Genomic DNA, 21,613 nt, shown 5'->3' with positions numbered 1-21,613 from the left:
ACAGGGGAGACCCCACTGCCTCCCTCCTCCGCCTTGCGATGCACGGCACCAGACGCCGCTCCCTGATCCGGCCTGATCGGCAAGACACCCCCTAGTCGAGATAGCCGCGCAGCTGGTCCGCGTAGGCGTGGTCCCGCAGTTTGTTGAGGGTCTTGGACTCGATCTGGCGGATGCGTTCGCGCGTCACGCCGAAGATGCGGCCTATCTCCTCCAGGGTGCGGGGCCTGCCGTCGTCGAGGCCGTAGCGGAGCTGGACGACCTTGCGTTCGCGTTCGCCGAGGGTGGAGAGGACGTCCTCCAGGTGGCGGCGGAGCAGCAGGAAGGCGGCGGACTCGACGGGTGAGGCGGCGTCGCCGTCCTCGATGAGGTCGCCGAGGGCGACGTCCTCCTCCTCGCCGACGGGGGCGTGCAGGGAGACGGGTTCCTGGGCGAGGCGGAGGACCTCGCCGACCCGTTCGGGGGCCAGGTCCAGCTGGGCGGCGACCTCTTCGGCGGTGGGTTCGTAGCCGCGCTCCTGGAGCATGCGGCGCTGGACGCGGATGACGCGGTTGATGAGTTCGACGACGTGCACGGGGACGCGTATGGTCCGGGCCTGGTCGGCGAGGGCCCGGGACATGGCCTGGCGGATCCACCAGGTGGCGTACGTGGAGAACTTGTAGCCCCGCGCGTAGTCGAACTTCTCGACGGCCCTGATGAGGCCGAGGTTTCCCTCCTGGACGAGGTCGAGCATGGTGAGGCCGCGGCCCACGTACCGTTTGGCGACGGAGACGACGAGGCGGAGGTTGGCCTCGATGAGCTTGCGCTTGGCGATCCGGCCGAGGACGACGAGCCGGTCCAGGTCGATCGCCAACTGCGTGTCCAGATCGGGGGTGTTGGCGAGTTTCTCCTCGGCGAAGAGACCCGCCTCGACGCGGCGGGCGAGTTCGACCTCCTCCTCGGCGCTGAGCAGCGGGATGCGGCCGATCTCGCGCAGGTACTGGCGGAAGAGGTCGGAGGAGGGGCCGTTGCCGCCGGGGTCGCCGGTGCGGCGGCGCTGGACGGGGATCTCCGGCGGCTCGTCCGGCTCCTCGGGGGACGGCTCCTGCGACACGGTCCGGATCTCGGTCTGCACGGCGGGCGACCTCCAGGAGGGGCGGAACGACACCGTCACCCAGTGTGGGGTACGACACATCGCCGCCACGAGGGGCGTGCGGTGACTTTTTGAGACCGGGGCGTGACCGAACGTGTGTCAGAGCGCCGCGGCGCCGTTGTTCCGGAGGGACTGCCCGTACTGGGTGAGGACCCACAGCTCGTTCTGCACGGCGGCGAGCCGCTCGGGGTCGCCGTTCGCGCCGAGCCGGGCCAGGGTGCCCTGGACGTCGCGGATGCGGCGGTCGACGGCGCGGAGGCGGACGGTGACGAGCTGGTCGCCGGCGTAGGCCTCGTCGACGGTCTTGGCGAAGATCGTCTCGACGGCGAGTTCGGTGACGAGGGCGCGGACCGAGTCGTTGGGGGCGGCCTCGCGGACGGCGTCGAGGTAGTCGGAGGGGGCGCCGGTGGCGCCGCCCGCGTCCTGGATGCACTGCCTGACGGCCGCGTAGGGCGGGGCGGTGAACTCGTCGACGCCGTAGGCGTCGAAGGCCGGGGAGACCAGTTCGGGCCGCTGGAGGGCGAGCTTGAGGAGCTCCCGCTCGGTGCGGTGGGCGGGGCTGCGCAGATTGAGCGCGGGGCCCGAGGGGGCGGCGGCCGGGGGCGGGGTGTCGTACGTCCGCGGGGACTGCTGACGGCTCGGGCCGCGCTCGCCGCCCTGCCGCTGCCAGCGGGCGATCTGGGCGACCCGCCGGACCACGAACTGGGTGTCGAGGATGCCGAGCATGCCGGCGAGCTGGACGGCGACCTCGTGCTGGGAGGCGATGTTCTTGATCTTCGCGACGATGGGCGCGGCCTCGTCGAGGGCGGCGGCGCGACCCGCCGGGGTCTCCAGGTCGTACCGCCTCACGATCTGGCGGAGGGCGAACTCGAAGAGCGGGGTGCGGGGCTGGACGAGGTCGACGACGGCCTCGTCGCCCTTGGCGAGGCGGAGGTCGCAGGGGTCCATGCCGTCGGGGGCGATGGCGATGTACGTCTCGGCGGCGAACTTCTGGTCGTCCTCGAAGGCGCGCAGGGCGGCCTTCTGGCCGGCGGCGTCGCCGTCGAAGGTGAAGATGACGCGGGCCGAGCCGTTGTCCATGAGGAGCCGGCGGAGGATCTTGATGTGGTCGCCGCCGAAGGCGGTGCCGCAGGTGGCGATGGCGGTGGTGACGCCGGCGAGGTGGCAGGCCATGACGTCGGTGTAGCCCTCGACGACGACGGCCCGGCTGATCTTGGCGATGTCCTTCTTGGCCAGGTCGATGCCGTAGAGCACCTGGGACTTCTTGTAGATCGGCGTCTCGGGCGTGTTGAGGTACTTGGGGCCGTTGTCGTCGTCGCGGAGCTTGCGCGCGCCGAAGCCGACGATCTCGCCGCCGACGTCCTTGATCGGCCACATGAGACGGCCGCGGAAGCGGTCGATGGGACCGCGGCGGCCGTCCTGGGAGAGGCCGGAGAGGATCAGCTCCTTGTCGGAGAAGCCCTTGCCGCGCAGGAAGCGGGTGAGGTGGTCCCAGCCGGCCGGGGAGTAGCCGACGCCGAAGTGCTCGGCGGCGGCCTGGTCGAAGCCGCGCTCGGCGAGGAACTTCCGGCCGATCTCGGCCTCGGCGGAGTCGAGTTGCCCGGCGTAGTACTCGGCGGCGGCCTTGTGGGCCTCGATCAGGCGGATGCGTTCGCCGCGCTGGTGGCCGGGGTTGTAGCCGCCTTCCTCGTACCGCAGGGTGATGCCCGCCTTCGCGGCGAGGCGCTCGACCGTCTCCGAGAAGGAGAGGTGGTCGATCTTCATCACGAAGGCGATGGTGTCGCCGCCTTCCTGGCAGCCGAAGCAGTGGAAGAGTCCCTTGCTGGGGCTGACCTGGAAGGAGGGCGACTTCTCGTCGTGGAAGGGGCAGAGGCCCTTGAGGTTGCCGCCGCCCGCGTTGCGCAGCTGGAGGTACTCGGACACGACGGCGTCGATCGGGACCGCGTCCCGTACCGCCTTCACGTCGTCATCGTTGATCCTGCCTGCCACGCGTGAAGTCTACGGGTGACCGGCACTGATCAGATCAGGCTCTCCAGGGGCACGGAGGCGTCGGCGAGGGCTTCCGGGTCCACGGCCGTACGGGCGCGGATGAGGTCCTGGACAGGGCCTGTGACGTCCCACACATTCACGTTCATCCCGGCGAGGACCCGGCCCTCCTTGAGCCAGAAGGCGATGAACTCGCGCTTGCCGGTGTCGCCGCGGACCACGACCTGGTCGTACGTGCCGGGCGGCGCCCAGCCCGAGTACTCCATGCCCAGGTCGTACTGGTCGGAGAAGAAGTAGGGCACCCGGTCGTACGAGACGCGCTGCCCGAGCATGGCGCGGGCGGCGGCCGGGCCGCCGTTGAGGGCGTTGGCCCAGTGCTCGACGCGGAGCCGGGTGTGGAGGAGCGGGTGGTGGGCGGCGGCCACGTCGCCGGCGGCGTAGATGTCGGGGTCGGAGGTGCGCAGGGACTCGTCGACGGCGATGCCGCCGCCGTCGGCCCGGTCGACGAGGGCGAGCCCCGCGTTCTCGGCGAGGGCGGTGCGGGGTGCGGCGCCGATCGCGGCGAGGACGGCGTGCGCCGGGTGCTCCTCGCCGTCGTCGGTGCGGACGGCGAGGACCATGCCGTCCTGGCCGACGATCTCGGTGAGCCGGACGCCGAAGCGGAAGCGGACGCCGTGGTCGGTGTGGAGGTCGGCGAAGAGCTGGCCGAGCTCGGGGCCGAGGACCCGGTGCAGCGGGGTGGGGTCGAGCTCGATGACGGTGACCTCGGCGCCGTAGCCGCGGGCGGCGGCGGCGACCTCCAGGCCGATCCAGCCGCCGCCGGCGATCACCAGGTGGCCGTTGTCCCGGCCGAGGCCGGCGAGGACCTGGCGGAGCCGGTCGGCGTGGGCGAGGCGGCGCAGGTGGTGGACGCCGGCGAGCTCGGTGCCGGGGACGTCGAGGCGGCGGGGCTCGGCGCCCGTGGCGAGGAGCAGCTTGTCGTAGCGGATGACGGTGCCGTCGCCGAGGCGGACGGTGCGGGCCTCGCGGTCGACGGCGGTGACGGACTGGCCGAGGTGGAGCTCGATGTCGTTCGCCGCGTACCAGGCGGCCTCGTGGACGAAGACGCTGTCGCGCTCCTTGGCGCCGGTGAGGTAGCCCTTGGAGAGCGGTGGGCGCTCGTAGGGGTGGTCGCGTTCGTCGCCGATGAGGATCACCCGGCCGTTGTATCCCTCGGCGCGCAGGGTCTCCGCCGCTTTGGCCCCTGCCAGGCCCCCGCCGACGATGACAAAGGTCTGATCTGCGTCGACCACGTCGTTTCCTCCTCGTTGCGACCGGTTCCAACCTACGCCCCCGGGCGTTCGTCCCGTCGTACCTCCCCGGGCCGTGCCTGCGAGGGTCCCGTACGGAGGGGGGCGACGGAAGAGGGCCTGGGTCGCCTAGCGGGGGCTGCGGAGGCGGGCGTGGAGGGCTCGGGCGGAGGCGTCGGTGAGGTTGGCGATCTGGTCGACGAGGACGCGCTTGCGGGCCCGGTCGTCGCGGGCCGTGTCGAACGCGGCCCGGAACTGCGGTTCGAGGCCGTCGGGGGCGCGGGCGACGAGGGCCTCGGCGAGCTCGGCGACGACGATGCGCTGGTCGGCTCGGAGCGCCTCCTGCTGGGGGCGCTGCATCACGTACCGGTCGGCGACGGCCTTGAGGACCGCGCACTCGTTGCGGGTCTCGCGCGGGACGACGAGCTCGGCCCCGTAGCGGGTGAGGCGGCCCGAGCCGTGGGCCTGGCGGGTGGCGCCCTCGGCGGCGAGGCAGAAGCGGCCGATGAGCTGGCTGGTGGCGTCCTTGAGCCGGGCCTGGGCGACGGCCGAGCCGTCGTAGCCGTGCGGCCACCACTCCTGGTCGACGAGCCGGTCGAGGGCCTCGGCGAGCTCCTGCGGGTCGGTGTCCTCGGGGACGTAGCGGCCGATGGCGACCTGCCAGATGTCGGCGCGCTCGGGCTCGGCGAGGAGCATGTTCGGGTCGACGTGCCCGGCGTGCAGTCCGTCCTCGAAGTCGTGGACCGAGTAGGCCACGTCGTCGGACCAGTCCATGACCTGGGCCTCGAAGCACTTGCGGTGGGCGGGGGCGCCCTGCCGGACCCACTCGAAGACGGGCAGGTCGTCCTCGTACACGCCGAACTTCGGCGAGCCGGGGTCCTCGGGGTGGCCGCCGCGCGCCCACGGGTACTTGGTGGCGGCGTCGAGGGCGGCGCGGGTGAGGTTCAGCCCGACGCTGACGAGTTCCCCGTCGGCGTCCTTCACGAAGCGCTTCGGCTCGATGCGGGTGAGGAGCCGGAGCGACTGGGCGTTCCCCTCGAAGCCGCCGCAGTCCTTGGCGACGTCGTTGAGCGCCTGCTCGCCGTTGTGCCCGAAGGGCGGGTGGCCCATGTCGTGGGAGAGGCAGGCGGCCTCGACGAGATCGGGATCGCAGCCGAGGGCGGCGCCCAGCTCCCGGCCGACCTGGGCGCACTCCAGGGAGTGCGTGAGGCGGGTGCGGGGGCTGGCGTCCCAGGCGTGGCTCCGGGTGCCGGGGGTGACGACCTGCGTCTTGCCGGCGAGCCTGCGGAGCGCGGCGGAGTGCAGCACGCGGGCGCGGTCGCGCTGGAAGGCGGTGCGCCCGGGGCGCTTGTCGGGCTCTGCGGCCCAGCGTTCGGTCGCGGTCTCGTCGTATCCGGGGGTGTCGGTGATGTCTGTGCTGTCCTTGGTGTCCTCGATGCCTGCCATGCGTCGAAGGTAACCGGAGGGGCCGACAGAAAACCTCAGACGGCGGCGAGTTCCCGTACGGGAAGGGTGGCGCGGGCGCGGTCGTAGCGGTGCAGGACCAGCCGGGCGAGGGCCGGGTGGGCGCCCAGCGGGTCCGACGCGATCCAGGGGGCGTCGGCGGCGGCGCGGGTCGCGAAGAGGCCGGGGGCGGTGAAGCAGGAGGCGACGGCGATCCGGTGCCGGCCCCGGGCGGTGAGCGCGCGGACGGCGTCGGGGACGGTGGGCGCGGCGGCGGAGGCGTACGCGGGGACGACGGGGACGCCGCCGAGGCGCTCGCCGAGGAGGGCGGCGATCCGGCGGGTCACGGCGCCGGAGCGGGGGTCGCGGGAGCCGGCGGAGGCGAGGACGACGCCGGCTCCGTCCCCGGACGTCCAGCCGGCTTCGGCGAGGCGGTCGGCGAGGGCCTCGACGAGGAGGGGGTGGGCGCCGAGGGGGTCGGCCACGCGGGCGCGGAGGGCGGGGGCGGCGGCCAGGGCGGCGGGCAGGTCGTGGGTGACGTGGTGGCCGGGGGCGAAGAGGAGGGGGACGAGGACGGCGTCCCGGCCGCCGGCGGCGGCGAGCTCGGCGAGGGTGTCGTCGAGGAGGGGGGCGTTCAGCTCGATGTGGGCGAGGCGCGCGTCGAGCCCCGGGCGCAGCTCGCGGACCCGGTCGAGGAGACGGGCCAGGGCGGCCCGGGCCCGGGGGTCGCGGCTGCCGTGGCCCACGGCGACGAGGACGGGGGCACCGGGGTCGGACGCGGTCTTCGGCTGCGGGGTCATGGGGTGATCCTGGCGGGGGCGCGTTGCGGGGCCGTTTCGGGTGGGTGACGGGTCTTTGCGCGTGCCTCACGTGCTCCGGGCCCCGGCTGCCAGCCTGCCGGGCCCGTGTCCTGGCGGCGCCGATGTGGCACCCCGTGGGGAGGGCGTCGAGAATGGGAGGGCCGGACGGTGTGCACGAGGCCACCCGCCGATCCGGCAGGAACCCAGGTGATCACGCATGTGCCGATGGCTCGCGTACTGGGGAACGCCGGTGTTGCTCGACAGCATCCTGTACAAACCGGACCACTCCCTGATCGACCAGAGCCTGCACTCCAAGCTCGGTGTGGAGACCACCAACGGCGACGGGTTCGGCGTCGGCTGGTACTCGCCGCACAGCGACACCCCGGCGCTGCTGAGGGACGTCGGCCCCGCCTGGAACAACCGGAATCTGCGGGAGCTGGCGGATCACGTCCAGTCCCCGCTGTTCTTCGCCCACATCCGGGCGTCGACCGGGACGGCCGTACAGCAGTCGAACTGCCATCCGTTCCGGCACGGCCGCTGGATGTTCATGCACAACGGCGCCATCGCCGGGTTCCCCCGTGTGCGCCGCGCCCTCTCCCTGCTCGTCGACCCCTCGCTCTACTCCGACATCGAGGGCACGACGGACTCCGAGGTGATGTTCTACCTGGCCCTCACCTTCGGCCTCGACCGGGACCCGCCCGCCGCCGTCGCCGCGATGGCGGGCGTCGTGGAACGGGTCGGCCGCGAGCACGGGATGGAGTTCCCCCTCCAGATGACGCTCGCCCTCACCGACGGCGAGCGCGTCTGGGCCTTCCGCTACTCCAGCGCGCGTGCCTCCCGCTCGCTGTTCTACAGCAGTCGGGTGGAGGCCCTGCGCAGGCTCCATCCCGACCTCACCTTCCTGCGGGACATATCGGAGGAGAGCCGCCTCATCGTCTCCGAGCCCCTCGGCGACATGCCCGGCGCCTGGAACGAGGTACCGGAGAACAGCTACGGCGTCGTCCAGCCCGGCACCGACGAGCTCCATCGTTTCGTCCCCGCGGCGGCATGACGACGATCACGCGGGGATCGCACGAGGACCGCGCCCCTCCCCTGCCCTCTTTTTTCCTTCCGAATCACGGAATATCTTTTCCGTTATGAGAATGTCCCCGCCCGCGCTCCCCCGGCGCGCCGCAGCCGAGTTCATCGGCACCGCCGCCCTCGTCGCCGTCGTCGTCGGCTCCGGCATCCGCGCCGACTCCCTGAGCCAGGACACCGGCGTCCGGCTGCTCGCCAACGCCGCCGCGTCCGCCCTCGGCCTCGGCCTGCTGATCGCCCTCATCGGCCCGCTCTCCGGCGCCCACTTCAACCCCGTCGTGACGCTCTCCGAATGGTGGTCCCGGCGCCGCGAGAGCAAGGGCCGCGAGGTCCTCGCCTACATCGCCGCCCAGCTCGCCGGGGCCGTCACCGGCGCCCTGCTCGCCGAGGCGATGTTCGGACGGGCGCCCGGCTCCTGGGCCACCGAGCCGCGCGCGGCGCTTCACCTCCTCCTCGGCGAGGCCGTCGCCACCGCCGGGCTCGTCCTCGTCGTCCAGGGCCTGCGCCACATCGGCCGCCCCGCCCTCGCCCCCGTCGCGGTCGCCGGTTACATCGGCGCGGCGATCTGGTTCACCTCCTCCGGCTCCTTCGCCAATCCGGCGGCCACCCTGGGCCGGGCGTTCTCCGACTCCTTCACCGGCATCGCCCCCGCCTCCGTGCCCGCCTTCGCCGCCGCGCAGCTGCTCGGCATGCTCCTCGGGATGGGCCTCGCCGGTGTGCTGTACGGAACAGACCGGGCGTCCGGTGAACCGAATCCGGCCGATGCGCGTCGGACGGGGTGACAGAGCGACACCGCTCCCCCGCCCCACGGAGGTTTCCGCATGCCGGCACGGCTCACCCGGTTGATCCCCCGCACCACCCGGGCCCGCCGCCGCACCGTCCAGGCCGTGGTGCTGGGCGCCGTCCTCGCGCTCGCCCCGGCCACCTGGATGCAGACGGTCGCCGCGCCCCGGCTCCGCACCGTCGCCGACGTGCCCGCCCGGGACGTCGCCGTCGTCTTCGGCGCCGGCCTGTGGAAGGGGCGCCCCACCCCGTACCTCGCGCACCGCCTCGACACCGCCGCCGAGCTGTACCGCGCGGGCAAGGTCCGGGTCCTCCTCGTCACCGGCGACAACAGCCGGACCTCGTACGACGAGCCGAGCGCCATGCGCGCCTACCTCAGCGCGCGCGGGGTGCCGGACGGGCGGATCGTCAGCGACTACGCGGGCTTCGACACCTGGGACTCCTGCGTCCGCGCCCGGAAGGTCTTCGGCGTCGACCGGGCCGTCCTCGTCACCCAGGACTTCCACATCAAGCGGGCCGTCGCGCTGTGCGGCCGGGCGGGCCTCGACGTGTACGGGGTCGGGGTCGCCGAACCCCACGACCGCACCTGGTACTACGGCACCACCCGCGAGCTCTTCGCGGCGGGCAAGGCCGCCCTCGACGCCGGCCTGCGCCCCGACCCGCGCTTCCTGGGCCCGGCGGAGAAGGGCGTCACGGAGGCCCTGGCCTCACCGGCCGGGGGGCGCTGAACGGAGCGCATGGCACCGCTCCCGTAATACGGGACGCCGCCCCGCGTAACACGCCGGACGCATGCTGACCGCATGTCCGACGCCGCCACCGTCCCCACCCACTGCCCCTACTGCGCCCTGCAGTGCGGCATGTCGCTGCGCCCCACCGGCGCGCCGGAGCTGCCCGCCGAGGTGGTCGAGCGGACCGACTTCCCCGTCAACCGGGGCGCGCTGTGCGGCAAGGGCCGCACCGCCCCCTCCGTACTCTCCTCCCGGGTCCGGCTCACCGAGCCCCTGGTCCGGCGCCCTGACTCGGGGGCCCTGGAGCCCGCGTCCTGGGAGGAGGCACTCTCCGCCGTCGCCGAAGGCCTTCGCCGGACCCGCGCCGACCACGGTCCCGATGCCGTGGGGGTCTTCGGCGGCGGCGGCCTCACCAACGAGAAGGCGTACACGCTGGGCAAGTTCGCCCGGCTCGTCCTCGCCACCTCGCAGATCGACTACAACGGCCGCTTCTGCATGTCCTCGGCCGCCGCCGCGCACCAGCGGGCCTTCGGCCTCGACCGGGGGCTCCCCTTCCCTCTGGAGGACGTCCCGAGGACGGGCTGCGTGATCCTCGTCGGCTCCAACCTCGCCGAGACCATGCCGCCCGCCCTGCGCTACCTCACCGAGCTGAAGGAGAACGGCGGGAAGCTGATCGTCGTCGACCCGCGCCGCACCCGCACCGCCGAGCAGGCCGATCTGCACCTCGCGCCGCGCCCCGGCACCGACCTCGCGCTCGCCCTCGGCATGCTGCACCTGGTGGTGGCCGAGGGGCGGGTGGACGAGGCGTTCATCGAGGAGCGCACCGACGGCTGGGCGGCGGCCCGCGCCGGGGCCATGTCCCACTGGCCCGAGCAGGTGGAGCGGATCACCGGGGTGTCCGTGCCGCAGCTGCGGGAGGCCGTCGCGATGTTCTGCGACGCGCCCACGGGAATGGTGCTGACCGCGCGCGGCCCCGAGCAGCAGTCCAAGGGCACCGACACCGTCGGCGCCTGGATCAACCTCTGCCTCGCCACCGGCCGGGCCGGCCGGCCGCTGAGCGGCTACGGCTGCCTCACCGGCCAGGGCAACGGCCAGGGCGGCCGCGAGCACGGCCAGAAGGCCGACCAGCTGCCCGGCTACCGCAAGCTCGACGACCCGGCCGCCCGCGCGCACGTCGCCGGGGTGTGGGGCGTCGCGCCGGAGTCGCTGCCGGGGCCCGGGCGGAGCGCGTACGAGCTGCTCGACGCGCTGGGCCGGGACGTCAAGGCCCTGCTGCTCATGGGCTCCAACCCGGTGGTGTCGGCGCCGCGCGCCGCGCACGTCGAGGAGCGGCTGCGGTCGCTGGACTTCCTCGCCGTCGCGGACGTGGTGCTCTCCGAGACCGCCGAACTCGCCGACGTCGTCCTGCCCGTGACCCAGTGGGCGGAGGAGACCGGCACCATGACCAACCTGGAGGGCAGGGTGCTGCTGCGCCGCCGCGCCCTCACCCCGCCCGGGGGCGTCCGCAGCGACCTGGAGGTGCTGCACGGGCTGGCCGGGCTGCTCGGCTGGGAGAAGGGCTTCCCGACCGACCCGGAGGAGGTCTTCGAGGAGCTGCGCCGGGCCTCGGCCGGCGGGCCCGCCGACTACGCGGGCATCAGCTACCGGCGGATCGAGGAGGAGCAGGGTGTCTTCTGGCCCTGCCCGGACGAGGACCATGCGGGCACCCCGCGCCTCTTCCTGGAGCGGTTCGCGACGGCGGACGGGCGGGCCCGGTTCGTGCCGGTGGTGCACCGGGCGGCGGCCGAGGAGACGGACGCCGACTACCCGGTCGTGCTGACCACCGGCCGCGTCGTGTCCCAGTACCAGTCGGGGGCGCAGACCCGGCGGGTCGAGGAGCTGAACGCGGCGGCGCCCGGCCCCTTCGTGGAGCTCCACCCCCGGCTCGCCGAGCGGCTCGGGATCGCCGAGGGCGAGGCGCTGGCGGTGGTCTCGCGGCGCGGGCGGGCCGTCGCCCCGGCGCGGATCACGACGTCGATCCGGCCGGACACCGTCTTCATGCCGTTCCACTGGTACGGGGAGGGGCGGGCCAACACGCTGGTGAACCCGGCGCTCGACCCGGTCTCGCGGATGCCCGAGTTCAAGGTGTGCGCGGTGCGCCTCGAACCTGTCGCGGACTCCGGCTGAACCAGTCGCCGCTCTCGATGACCGGGCCGAGGGGCGCGTCGGGGGCGGCCAGGAACACCCAGGCGGACACCCGTGCCCCGTCCCGTACCCGTACGACGTCCCTCGCCACCCGCTCGTATCCGACGGGCAGCTCCAGGCGGTCGAGCAGGCCGAACAGTTCGCCGTACGCGCCGGGCGCGGGCGTCAGGAGCGTGCCGACCACCTGGCCCTTGTCCGCCGGGACGACGTACGGATAGCCGGGTCCGTCGTGCAGGACCGCCCCGTGCAGCACGGCGTCCGCCTCGGAGCCGATGCGTCCGGCGAGGAAGCGGTCGTGGTTGTACGCGCCCGGGCGCAGCGTCCCGTACACGAAGAACGGCCGCTCGGCGGGCGCCGGGGCCTCGATCGCCTCGGCCGCGTGGGTCTCCTGCTCGACCCAGTGGGCGTAGCCCTCGCTGACCCGGGTCACCCGGGTGGCGAGGATCTCGGGCGTCTCGTAGTCGTGGGCGGCGAGGAGGTGCGCCTCCAGGGCCTGGTAGCGGGTCTCGGTGGTCTTGAACACCACCTCCCACTCCTCGGAGGTCTCGATCGCGCCCCGCCAGTGGAAGACGGAGGTGACGGGCCCCGAGATCTGCGCGCAGGCGGCGAGCCGGGCCTCGACGGCACCGCGCGCCAGGGCGTCGGCCTTGGCGCGCGCGTCGGTGGTGGTGCGGACGGTGACGATCACGTCTCCACCGTACGGGCGAACTGGGCGGCGTGCAGCCGGGCGTAGGCCCCGTCGGCGGCGAGGAGTTCCTCGTGGGTGCCCTGCTCGGCGATCGAGCCGCCCTCCATGACCAGGATCGTGTCGGCGTCCCGGATCGTGGAGAGCCGGTGGGCGACGACGAAGCTGGTGCGGCCCGCGCGCAGGGAGGTCATGGCCTGCTGGACGAGGAGCTCGGTGCGGGTGTCGACGGAGCTGGTGGCCTCGTCGAGGACGAGGATCACCGGATCGGAGAGGAAGGCGCGGGCGAGGGTGACCAGCTGCTTCTCGCCGGCGCTGAGGCCGCCGCCGTCCTCGTCGAGGACGGTGTCGTACCCGGCGGGCAGGGTGCGGACGAAGCGGTCGGCGTGGGCGGCGCGCGCCGCCTCCTCGACCTCGGCCCGGGTCACCGGGCGCGTGGCGCCGTACGCGATGTTGTCCGCGATGGTGCCGCCGAAGAGCCAGGTGTCCTGGAGGACCATGCCGGTGGCGGAGCGCAGCTCCTCCCTGGTCATGGCGGCGGTGTCGACGCCGTCGAGGGTGATCCGGCCGGCCGTCACCTCGTGGAAGCGCATGAGCAGGTTGACCAGGGTCGTCTTGCCGGCGCCGGTGGGGCCGACGATCGCGACCGTCCGGCCCGGCTCCACCGTGAGCGAGAGGTCCTCGATGAGCGGCCTGCCGTCCTCGTAGCGGAAGGCGACCTTCTCGAAGGAGACCCGGCCGCGCAGCTCGGCGGGCCTGCGGGGCGTGGTGGGCTCCGGGGACTCCTCCTCGGCGTCGAGGAGGTCGAAGACCCGCTCGGCGGAGGCCACTCCGGACTGGAGGAGGTTGGCCATGGCGGCGACCTGGGTGATGGGGCCGTTGAAATCGTACGAGTACTGGATGAAGGCCTGCACGTCGCCGACGGAGAGGGTGCCGCTCGCCACCCTCAGTCCGCCGACGACGGCGATGGCGACGTAGTTGAGGTTGCCGACGAAGGTCAGGGCGGGCTGGATGAAGCCGGAGACGAACTGGGCGCGGAAGCTCGCCCGGTAGAGCTCCTCGCCGAGCTCGTCGAAGCGGCGCACGGCCTCGGCGCGGCGGCCGAAGGCGACGACCTCGGTGTGGCCGGTGATCATCTCCTCGACGTGACTGCCGAGCCGGCCGGTGACGGCCCACTGCTTCACGAACTGGGGTTGGGCGCGCTTGCCGACGAAGGCGGCGACGGCGACCGAGACGGGCACGGTGGCGAGGGCGACGAGGGCGAGCACCGGGGAGATCCAGAACATCATCAGGAGGACGCCGGCCAGGGTGAGCAGGGCTCGCGTCATCTGGCTGAAGGCCTGCTGGAGGGTCTGGGTGATGTTGTCGATGTCGTTGGTGGTGCGGGAGAGGACCTCGCCGCGCGGCTGCCCGTCGAGGTAGGCGAGGGGCAGCCTGGCCAGTTTGTGCTGGGCCCGTTCGCGGAGCCGGTGCCCGGCCCGCTGGACGACGGTGGTGGCGATCCGCAGCTGGACCCAGGTGAGGGCGGACGAGCCGGTGACGACGGCGACGGACAGGGCGAGGATCCGGCCGACGGCCGCGAAGTCGATGCCTGTGGGACCGGTGGCTCCGGTGATCACGAGATCGGTGGCGCGGCCGAGGAGGAGGGGGCCGAGGACGGAGAGGGAGACGGCGGCGGCGCCGGCGGCGAGGACGGCGAGCAGCCGGGCCCGGTCGGGGGCGAGGGTGCGCAGCAGGCGGAGGCCGGAGGAGCGGAAGGAGAGGGAGCGTTCGAGGGAGGGGGTGGCGAGGCCGGGGCCGCGCTGGGGCGGGGGGCCGGTGCGGACGGGGGCCTTCGCGGGGCTCGGGGCGCGGGTCGCGGTCGCCGTGCTCATGCGGCTTCCTCCTCGGTGAGCTGGGAGAGGACGATCTCCCGGTAGGTGGGGTTGTCCCGCATGAGGGACGTGTGGGTGCCGGTGCCGACGGTCCGGCCCCGGTCGAGGACGACGATCCGGTCGGCGTGACGGATGGTGGAGACGCGCTGGGCAACGATGACGACGGTCGCGTCGGCGGTCTCCTCGCGCAGGGCGGTGCGGAGCCGGGCGTCGGTGCGGGGGTCGAGGGCGGAGAAGGAGTCGTCGAAGAGGTAGAGGCGGGGGCGGGCGACGAGCACGCGGGCGATGGCGAGGCGCTGGCGCTGGCCGCCGGAGAAGTTGGCGCCGCCCTGGGAGACGGGGGCGTCGAGACCGTGTTCCAGTTTCCGTACGAAGTCGGCGGCCTGGGCGACCTCCAGGGCGTGCCAGAGTTCCTCGTCGGTGGCGTCGGGCTTGCCGTACCGCAGGTTGGTGGCCACCGTGCCGGAGAACAGGTACGGCTTCTGGGGGACGAGTCCGACGGTCTTGGCCATCAGGGCGGGGTCGAGCTTCCGCACGTCGACGCCGTCGACGAGGACCTCGCCGCCGGTGGCGTCGAAGAGCCGGGGCACGAGGCCGAGCAGCGTCGACTTGCCACTGCCCGTGGAGCCGATGATCGCGGTGGTCTCACCGGGCCGGGCGACCAGCGCCACGTCCTTCAGCACCGACTCCTCCGCGCCCGGATACCGGAAGCCGACGCCGTCGAGGTCGAGGCGACCGGGGCCGGTCGGGATCCGGACGGGGTGGGCGGGCGGGACGACGGAGGGGCGGGTGTCGAGGACCTCGCGGACGCGCTCGGCCCCGGATTCGGCGCGGGGCATGTGCATGAGGAGGAAGAGGACCATCATCACGGACATGGAGGTCTGGAGGAGGTAGCCCAGGAAGGCGACGAGGCCGCCCGGCTGAAGGGCTCCGGCGTCGATGCGGTGGGCGCCGACGTACACCAGGGCGACGGTCGTCAGCTGCCAGACGATCAGGACCGTGGGGAACATGAGGGCCTGGAGCCGACCGGCGCGAAGGCCGACGGTGAGGAGGTCGTCGTTGGCGGCGGCGAAGCGCTCCCGCTCGTGCCGGTCGCGGACGAAGGCGCGGACGACCCGGACGCCGGTGATCTGCTCGCGCAGGACGCGGCCCGCGCGGTCGACGCGCTCCTGCATGCCGCGGAAGAGGGGCCGCATGCGCAGGACGACGGTGCCGACGGCGCCGGTCATCACGGGTACGAAGAGGAGCAGGACGAGCGCGAGCGGGACGTCCTGGCGCAGGGCCATGACGAGTCCGCCGGCGCAGAGGAGGGGGGCGGCGACCAGCATGGTGAGGACGAGGACGGTGAACGTCTGGATCTGCTGGACGTCGTTGGTGGTCCGGGTGATGAGGGAGGCGGCGCCGAAGCGGCCGCGCTCCCGGGCGGAGAAGTCCTGGACGCGGCGGAAGACCTCGGAGCGCAGGTCGCGGGTGACGCCCATGGCGATCCTGGCGCCGGTGTAGGTGGCGGCGGCGGCCGCGGCGGCCTGGAGAAGGGTGACGGCGATCATGGCGGCGCCGCCGCGGAGGACGCGGCCGGTGTCGCCGCGCAGGACGCCCTCGTCGATGACGCCGGCGTTGAGGGTGGGCAGGGCGAGGGAGGCGAGGGTCTGGACGAGCTGGAGGGCGACGAGGAGCAGGAGGAGGGGCCCGTACGGCCGGAGGCGGGGGACGAGCAGTCGGAACAGCATGCCGAGGATCGTGGTACCTCAAGTTTGGTTGAGGTCAAGCGCCGCAGGTCCCGCGCCCCGCCGAGTACCGCACGTCCGCCGAGTGCCACACGTCCCGCCAGGTGCCGCACGTCCCGCGCCCCGCGTCCCGCCAAGTACCGCGTCCTTCAAGCCGGTCGAGGTCGAACACCGTCCGTTCGCCGTACGGTGAGGGCATGACGACTCCTCCCCCGCACATCGAGGTCGACGGCACCCCGGCGGCCGATCCGCAGCTCCTCGCCGCCCTCATGAGCGGTTACGGCCACTTCACGGCGATGCAGGTGCGGGACGGGTGCGTGAAGGGCCTCGACCTGCACCTCGACCGCCTCGACCGTTCGACCCGCGAGCTCTTCGGCCGGGAGCTGGAGGGCAAACGGGTGCGCGAGCTCGTCGCCGGGGCGCTCACGAACGCCGGGCGGCGGGACGCCTCGGTCCGGGTGTACGTGTACCCCGGCGTCCGCACCGTCGTGACCGTCGCCGACCCCGCCCCGGACGGCCCCGGCGCCCCGCAGCGCCTGACCGCCGTCGACTACTGGCGGCCCGCTCCGCACATCAAGCACCTGGGCGGCTTCGGCCAGAGCTTCCACGGCGACGCGGCCCGCCGGGCCGGTTACGACGAGGCCCTGCTGACCTCTCCGTACGGCGAGATCGCCGAGGGTGCGGTCACCAACATCGCCTTCTGGGACGGCACTTCGGTGGTCTGGCCGTCGGCGCCCTGCCTCACCGGCATCACCATGGCCCTCCTGGAGCGGCACCTGGAGTCGGTCCGGCGACCGGTCGCCCTGGCCGACCTCCCGGGCTACCGGGCCGCGTTCGTGACCAACTCCCGGACGATCGCTCCCGTGACGGCGATCGACGAGGTGACGTTCGCGGTGGACGAGGAGCTGATGGGGCGGGTGTTCGACGCGTACGGCCTCGTGGAGTGGGACAGGCTGTAGAGGAACGACACCGGGGGGATACGGACATGGTCGCGAGGTACGTCGTCTCGCCGCGCGGGGGCCGCCGGGCCCACCCCGACATCGCGTCGGCGCTCCGTGCGGCGGCCGCCCGGGGGCGGCCGGCGCTGATCGAGATCGCGCCCGGGCGGTACGAGGAGGCGCTCACCGTCCGGGGCGAGGTGCGGCTGGTCGCGGCCGAGGGCCCGGGCTCCGTCGTGGTCGGCCGGCCCCGGGGCGCGGCCCTGGACACGTACGGACAGGTCCACGTCCAGGGTCTCGTCCTGACCGGCCGCGACGCCGACGTCGTCGGCTGCCACACGGGCACGCTGACCCTGGAGCACACGGAGGTCCGGGCGCCGGGCGCGGTCGCCGTGCACGCGCGTCCGCGCACCTCCGTCACCCTGCGCGAGAGCGTGGTCCTGCACGGCCGCACGGTCTTCACGGGCGCGGCCGGTCTGGTCGAGCGGTGCCGGTTCACCGACGCCGCCGACAACGCGATCGCCGTGCTGGAGGGTTCCCGCGTGGTGGTCCGGGGCAGCCGGATCGAGGGCAGCCGCATCCACGGCCTGCGCGTCTGCGAGGCGCACGCGGAGGTCATCGGCTGCGAGCTGACCGGCACCGGGAACGCGGCCCTCGTGGCGGACACCCGGGCGGAGCTCGCCGTGACGGAGTGCGCGATCACCGCCGTACACGCGGAGGGCGTCCTGTTCATCGAACAGTCCCGGGGTTCCGTGGACCGCACGCGGGTCAGCGACGCCCTGCACGGGATCGTCTCGAAGAGCGGCGCCGACCCGGTGGTGCGCGGCAGCGTGTTCACCGGGTGCCGCGACACCGGCGTCAACGTCCAGGCGCAGGGCCTGGGCCGGTTCGAGGACTGCCAGGTCCTCGACGCGCGCAACGTCGCGGTGTTCTCGACGACGGGAGGGGCGCCCGAGCTCCGTGACTGCCGCGTCACGGGAGGGAACGTCGGCATCGCCGTCACCGACGGTGCCAGGGGCCGCTTCACGCGCGTCCGGATCGAGGACCTGACGAACTCCGCGCTGCGGGTCCTGGACGGGTCCGCGGGCGTGTTCGAGGACGTCCGGGTGGACCGTTGCACGCTGGGCCTGGACACGAACGGGGACGGCGGCACGACGGCCGACCTCACCGGGGTGGTGTTCCGTGACTTCGAGACCGCCGTGACCGCCCTCGGCCGGTCCCGGGTCACGCTCAGGGACGTGACGGCCGAGCGGGGGGCCGTGGGCTTCGGCGCCGGCGAGGAGGCGCGGGTGCTCGTGCACGACAGCACGGTCACGGCGGTGAGCATCAGCGGGGCCGCCGCGTTCGGCAAGGGGCGGCTCCTCGCGCGGAACCTCACCGTGAAGGGGTCCGCGGGAACCGGCCTGACCGGGAGCGAGTCCGGCTACCTGGACGTCGCGAACAGCGAGTTCACCGACTGCGCGAGCGCGGGCGCCGCCTTCGCCGACCAGAGCGCCGGCCGCCTGGTGGACTGCTCCGTGAACGGGACGGGGGGACCCGCCGTCCTGCACAACGGCCGCGTCGAGATCGTCTCGCTGCAGTCGTCGCTGCCGGTCGTCCGCGAGACCGTCCGCACGGTCGACCAGACCTCGACGGTCATCAACTACATCGGTCCGGTGTTCCACAGGGACGTCCACGACTCCCAGTTCGCCTGGAACAACGACCACGTCACCCAGAACCAGCAGACCGAAGGAGACGATCCCTCCCGATGAGCGACCAGCAGAACACCCCGCGCGACGACGGACCGGTCTTCAACGGCGCCGTCTCGCACTCCCAGTTCGCCTGGAACAACGAGACCGTCACCCAGAACCAGCAGAGCAACGGCATCGTCGCACCGGGGTACGAGACGCTCGCCGAGCGGGTGAACGAACTCCTCCGGGAGCTCCCCCGGGCCGGCCTCGCCGAGCAGGACCGCCAGGACACCCAGCAGGCGGCCGAGGAGGTCCTGGCCGAGATCACCGGGCCGGAGCCCGTCGAGGCGGGCAGGGTGCGCCGCGCGCTCGCCACCCTGCGGGGCGCCCTCGCGCCGGTCGCGACGGGGGTCGTGGCCGGGACGACGGCGGGGGCGCAGCAGTGGGCCGTGACGGCGATCGGCGGGCTGACCGGTATCGGATAGGCCGGGGACCGGCCCGCGGAGCCTGCCCGGGGTCCTGCTCGGGGCGCTCACCCGTTCGGCACGGGCCGTCAGCTGACGACCCGTAAACCGGCCTGACCTGCGAAAACGTCCGAAATCCAGGCGACACACCGTATCGGACGGAGCAATCCTGATGCCTCATCAGGAGGCGGGGCGCGTGACATGCCCCTTATCTCGGTCTCAGAAGGTCCGGCTCCGGGATGTCCCTCCCGGCAGGACCAGCCGGCATGACCGCTCGCGCGCCCCGGAGGACCCCCATGCGCACCACTGCCCGCCTGCTCACCGGTACCGCGCTGGCGGTCGCCGCGATCGGGGCGTTCGCCGCCCCCGCGGCGTATGCGAACGACGACAGCTGGAGCTCGAACAGCGAGAGCTGGAACTCGACCGGCTCGACGGGCTCGACCGGCTCGACCGGCGAGAACTGGAACTCGGGCGGCGGCGGCCACGAGTCGCTGGAGATCTCCCCGTCGTCCGCGTCCCCGGGCGAGACCGTCACCGTGAACACGCTCGCCTGCGGCAAGCACGGGCACGGCGTGGGTGACGCGAACTCGCTCGGCGCGGGCGAGTTCCAGCTGAAGCCGAGCACGCACAAGGAGGTCGTGGTCGGACGGTTCACGGTGCCGGAGCACGTCAAGGCCGGTTCCTACGGGATCAGCGTGGCCTGCGACAACGGCAAGACCGCCCGGGGCGACCTGTGGGTCAAGCACCGGAGTCCGAGCGGCCACGTCCAGACCGGTGTCGGGGGCAGCGTCGGCCCCGACACCGCCCAGGTCACGGCGGGCGCGGCGGTGCTGGCCGCGGCTGCCGTCGGCGGTGTCTGGCTCCTGCGGCGCCGGGCGAGCGGCGCACAGGGCCACTGAGACCACCGCCTGTCCTGCCCCCGTCGCGCGCCCGCACACGGCCCGGCGGGGGCAGGGCCACACCCCACGAAGCGCGACCGAGGGAACCCAGGTGAGCAACAGGAGCAAGGGCTGGGGCATAGCCGCGGCCGCCTGCGTCGGGATCTGGCTCGTCCACAACGGCTCGGAGAACGTCACCCCGCCCGTACCGTCGGCCGCGCAGGCCTTCGCCGCCGGGCCCAGCGTGCACACCGACGCCGCCGCCGACCCGCTGCCGCCCTCGGTGCCGGTCCGGCTCCGGATCCCCGAGACCGACGTGGACGCCCCGATGACCCGGCTCGGCCTCACGGCGGACGGCGCGCTCGACGTGCCGCCGGCCTCGGACCGGAACCTGGCCGGCTGGTACGAGGACGGCACCACGCCCGGTGCCAAGGGCACCGCGATCGTCGCGGGCCACGTCGACAACGCCGACGGGCCCGCCGTCTTCTACACCCTGGGCGCGCTCAGGAAGGGCCACCGGATCGAGGTGGTCCGGCAGGACGGGCGGACCGCCGTCTTCACGGTCGACGCGATCGAGGTGTACGACAACAAGCACTTCCCGGACCGCAAGGTGTACGACGAGGCCGACCGGGCCGAGATCAGGGCCGCCGCGGCCGTTCGGACGGACATGAGGTCTCCCAAGCGTCACCAAGGGCGCGGCGGACCCATAGGGGCCTTGCCCCCTCCGAGCGTCACGGGAGAACTCTCGCGACCCGAGTCCCGGACGTAAACTGAAGGCAACCCGCGTCGTGCCCGGCAGGAGCCCGACGGAAGGGGTCGCCGTGACCACATGGCCCATATCCCGCGGGCCCGGAGCGACGGTCTGGACACCCGAGACGGTCACAGCCGAGCCGTACAACGCTCAGACACCGTCGGCCGCGCTTGCCGAGCCCGTCACACCCGTGGGTGCCCTCTTCGTGCGCGATCACTTCGGCATCCCGCGGACGACACCCCGCCGGTGGCGGCTACGGCTCCGCGGAGCCGTGGCCGAGCCGCTCGACATCGGCTACGACGAGCTGCTCACGATGGAGCACCGAGAGTTCGACGTCGTCATGGAATGCGCGGGGAACGGTCGCAGCCAGATGTCACCCCGACCGCCAGGTCTGCCATGGGGGCAGAGGGCCGTCGGATGCGCGCACTTCGCAGGGGTGCCCTTCCAGCGCCTTGCCACCCGGGCCCGGATCGACCGGGCAGCCGTGGAGATCGTCTTCGCCGGAGCCGACTCCGGCACCGTGCACGGCCGCCGGGCGGCCTTCGAACGGAGCCTCCCGCTCGCCGTGGCCCTCCATCCGGACACCCTCCTCGCCACGCACATGAACGGCGAGCCGCTCGCCCCCGAGCACGGGGCGCCGGTCCGGCTCGTGGTCCCCGGGTGGTACGCGGTCGCCGACGTGAAGTGGCTGGTCGAGGCGCGGGCCGTGAGGGAGCCCTTCAGAGGGGTCTTCCAGGTCGAGGAGTACGTCTATCGCGCGTCGCGCGGCACCCTCGGCGATCCTGTGACGACCGTACGGGTCAAGTCCTTCATCACCACCCCCGAACCGGACTCGGCGGTCCGCCGTGGCCACGAGATCCCGGTACGGGGCCGGGCCTGGTCGGGCGGCGGGGTTCCCGTGCGGCAGGTCGAGGTACGGGCCGCGTACGGGGACGTGGACGGTGTCAGCAGTGAGGACGGCACCGGGGGCGAAGGCCCTTCCGACGGCGAGGAGTGGCACGACGCCGTGCTGGAGCCGCCTTCCGGGCCGTACGCCTGGACCGACTGGTCGTACCGGTGGACGCCCCGTCGGCCCGGTCCGTACCGGCTCCTGGCCCGCGCGACCGACGAGCACGGCGACATCCAGCCGCCTCGGGCGCCCTGGAACGCCGGCGGCTACGGCTGCAACCCCGTGGCGTATGTCGAGGTGGTCGTCGTGTGAGGGGTT

18 protein-coding genes are annotated in these 21,613 nt (G+C 73.3%); 10 read left to right on the top strand and 8 right to left on the bottom strand.

Features of this window, described 5'->3' with window-relative positions; all coding sequences use genetic code 11:
• Nucleotides 1-91: 91 nt before the first annotated feature.
• The 5 genes from ABZ318_RS01705 to ABZ318_RS01685 all read right to left on the bottom strand — a co-directional run bounded on the left by ABZ318_RS01705 (nucleotide 92) and on the right by ABZ318_RS01685 (nucleotide 6,647).
• A complete protein-coding gene (locus tag ABZ318_RS01705; protein ID WP_356900482.1) occupies nucleotides 92-1,111 on the bottom strand; it encodes an RNA polymerase sigma factor in 1,020 nt (339 codons plus the stop codon).
• A 117-nt stretch (nucleotides 1,112-1,228) separates the two neighbouring features.
• The gene (dnaG, locus tag ABZ318_RS01700) at nucleotides 1,229-3,118 is read right to left on the bottom strand and encodes a DNA primase (RefSeq protein ID WP_356900481.1); all 1,890 of its coding nucleotides are present in this window, start codon (nucleotides 3,116-3,118) and stop codon (nucleotides 1,229-1,231) included.
• 29 nt (nucleotides 3,119-3,147) lie between these two features.
• Complete coding sequence (locus tag ABZ318_RS01695) at nucleotides 3,148-4,407, bottom strand: FAD-dependent oxidoreductase (protein WP_356900480.1); 1,260 nt, start codon at nucleotides 4,405-4,407, stop codon at nucleotides 3,148-3,150.
• 126 nt (nucleotides 4,408-4,533) lie between these two features.
• Nucleotides 4,534-5,850, bottom strand: a complete 1,317-nt coding sequence (locus tag ABZ318_RS01690; RefSeq protein WP_356900479.1) for a deoxyguanosinetriphosphate triphosphohydrolase — start codon at nucleotides 5,848-5,850, stop codon at nucleotides 4,534-4,536.
• Nucleotides 5,851-5,885: 35 nt separating this feature from the next.
• Complete coding sequence (locus ABZ318_RS01685) at nucleotides 5,886-6,647, bottom strand: sirohydrochlorin chelatase (RefSeq protein ID WP_356900478.1); 762 nt, start codon at nucleotides 6,645-6,647, stop codon at nucleotides 5,886-5,888.
• Between the two features lie 217 nt (nucleotides 6,648-6,864).
• Between ABZ318_RS01685 and ABZ318_RS01680 the strand changes: the two genes are divergently transcribed.
• The 4 genes from ABZ318_RS01680 to ABZ318_RS01665 all read left to right on the top strand — a co-directional run bounded on the left by ABZ318_RS01680 (nucleotide 6,865) and on the right by ABZ318_RS01665 (nucleotide 11,401).
• Nucleotides 6,865-7,698 (top strand): class II glutamine amidotransferase, encoded by an 834-nt coding sequence (locus tag ABZ318_RS01680; protein ID WP_356900477.1) that lies wholly within the window; start codon nucleotides 6,865-6,867, stop codon nucleotides 7,696-7,698.
• A gap of 85 nt (nucleotides 7,699-7,783) precedes the next feature.
• On the top strand, nucleotides 7,784-8,506 hold the full coding sequence (locus ABZ318_RS01675) for an aquaporin (protein WP_356900476.1): 723 nt from the start codon (nucleotides 7,784-7,786) through the stop codon (nucleotides 8,504-8,506).
• Nucleotides 8,507-8,545: 39 nt separating this feature from the next.
• Entirely contained in the window at nucleotides 8,546-9,235 is a 690-nt protein-coding gene (locus ABZ318_RS01670) for an ElyC/SanA/YdcF family protein (protein WP_356900475.1), read from the top strand.
• Between the two features lie 72 nt (nucleotides 9,236-9,307).
• Nucleotides 9,308-11,401, top strand: coding sequence for a molybdopterin oxidoreductase family protein (locus ABZ318_RS01665; protein WP_356900474.1), 2,094 nt, complete (start codon nucleotides 9,308-9,310; stop codon nucleotides 11,399-11,401).
• Here ABZ318_RS01665 and cutA read toward each other — a convergent pair.
• Genes cutA through ABZ318_RS01650 form a run of 3 tightly spaced genes read right to left on the bottom strand, consistent with a single transcriptional unit; the run spans nucleotide 11,355 to nucleotide 15,708 of the window.
• On the bottom strand, nucleotides 11,355-12,107 hold the full coding sequence (gene cutA, locus ABZ318_RS01660; protein WP_356900473.1) for a divalent cation tolerance protein CutA: 753 nt from the start codon (nucleotides 12,105-12,107) through the stop codon (nucleotides 11,355-11,357). The two genes, ABZ318_RS01665 and cutA, sit on opposite strands and share 47 nt — an antisense overlap.
• Complete coding sequence (locus ABZ318_RS01655) at nucleotides 12,104-13,978, bottom strand: ABC transporter ATP-binding protein (RefSeq protein WP_356900472.1); 1,875 nt, start codon at nucleotides 13,976-13,978, stop codon at nucleotides 12,104-12,106. Before ABZ318_RS01655 ends, cutA begins: the two co-directional genes overlap by 4 nt.
• Nucleotides 13,975-15,708: an ABC transporter ATP-binding protein gene (locus ABZ318_RS01650; RefSeq protein WP_356900471.1), complete on the bottom strand. Its 1,734-nt coding sequence runs from the start codon at nucleotides 15,706-15,708 to the stop codon at nucleotides 13,975-13,977. Before ABZ318_RS01650 ends, ABZ318_RS01655 begins: the two co-directional genes overlap by 4 nt.
• Nucleotides 15,709-15,902: 194 nt before the next feature.
• On the opposite strand from ABZ318_RS01650, the gene ABZ318_RS01645 reads away from it, so the two are divergent.
• The 6 genes from ABZ318_RS01645 (at nucleotide 15,903) to ABZ318_RS01620 (ending at nucleotide 21,607) form a co-directional block, all read left to right on the top strand.
• Nucleotides 15,903-16,664: an aminotransferase class IV gene (locus tag ABZ318_RS01645; RefSeq protein WP_356900470.1), complete on the top strand. Its 762-nt coding sequence runs from the start codon at nucleotides 15,903-15,905 to the stop codon at nucleotides 16,662-16,664.
• Nucleotides 16,665-16,690: 26 nt separating this feature from the next.
• Nucleotides 16,691-18,394 carry a right-handed parallel beta-helix repeat-containing protein gene (locus tag ABZ318_RS01640; protein ID WP_356900469.1) on the top strand — a complete coding sequence of 568 codons (1,704 nt, stop codon included), beginning with the start codon at nucleotides 16,691-16,693 and terminating at the stop codon, nucleotides 18,392-18,394.
• Nucleotides 18,391-18,798 carry a hypothetical protein gene (locus ABZ318_RS01635; RefSeq protein ID WP_356900468.1) on the top strand — a complete coding sequence of 136 codons (408 nt, stop codon included), beginning with the start codon at nucleotides 18,391-18,393 and terminating at the stop codon, nucleotides 18,796-18,798. Before ABZ318_RS01640 ends, ABZ318_RS01635 begins: the two co-directional genes overlap by 4 nt.
• Before the next feature lie 275 nt (nucleotides 18,799-19,073).
• Nucleotides 19,074-19,676 carry a hypothetical protein gene (locus ABZ318_RS01630; protein WP_356900467.1) on the top strand — a complete coding sequence of 201 codons (603 nt, stop codon included), beginning with the start codon at nucleotides 19,074-19,076 and terminating at the stop codon, nucleotides 19,674-19,676.
• 91 nt (nucleotides 19,677-19,767) lie between these two features.
• Nucleotides 19,768-20,424, top strand: a complete 657-nt coding sequence (locus ABZ318_RS01625) for a class F sortase (protein ID WP_356900466.1) — start codon at nucleotides 19,768-19,770, stop codon at nucleotides 20,422-20,424.
• Nucleotides 20,425-20,443: 19 nt separating this feature from the next.
• Nucleotides 20,444-21,607, top strand: coding sequence for a molybdopterin-dependent oxidoreductase (locus tag ABZ318_RS01620; protein ID WP_356900465.1), 1,164 nt, complete (start codon nucleotides 20,444-20,446; stop codon nucleotides 21,605-21,607).
• Nucleotides 21,608-21,613 lie beyond the last annotated feature (6 nt).

The sequence above is a fragment of the Streptomyces sp. NPDC006197 genome (genome assembly GCF_040613865.1).
Lineage (GTDB): Bacteria > Actinomycetota > Actinomycetes > Streptomycetales > Streptomycetaceae > Streptomyces.
The sequence above is the reverse complement of the archived record's forward strand: the minus strand, read 5'-3'. Positions and strand labels throughout refer to the sequence as shown.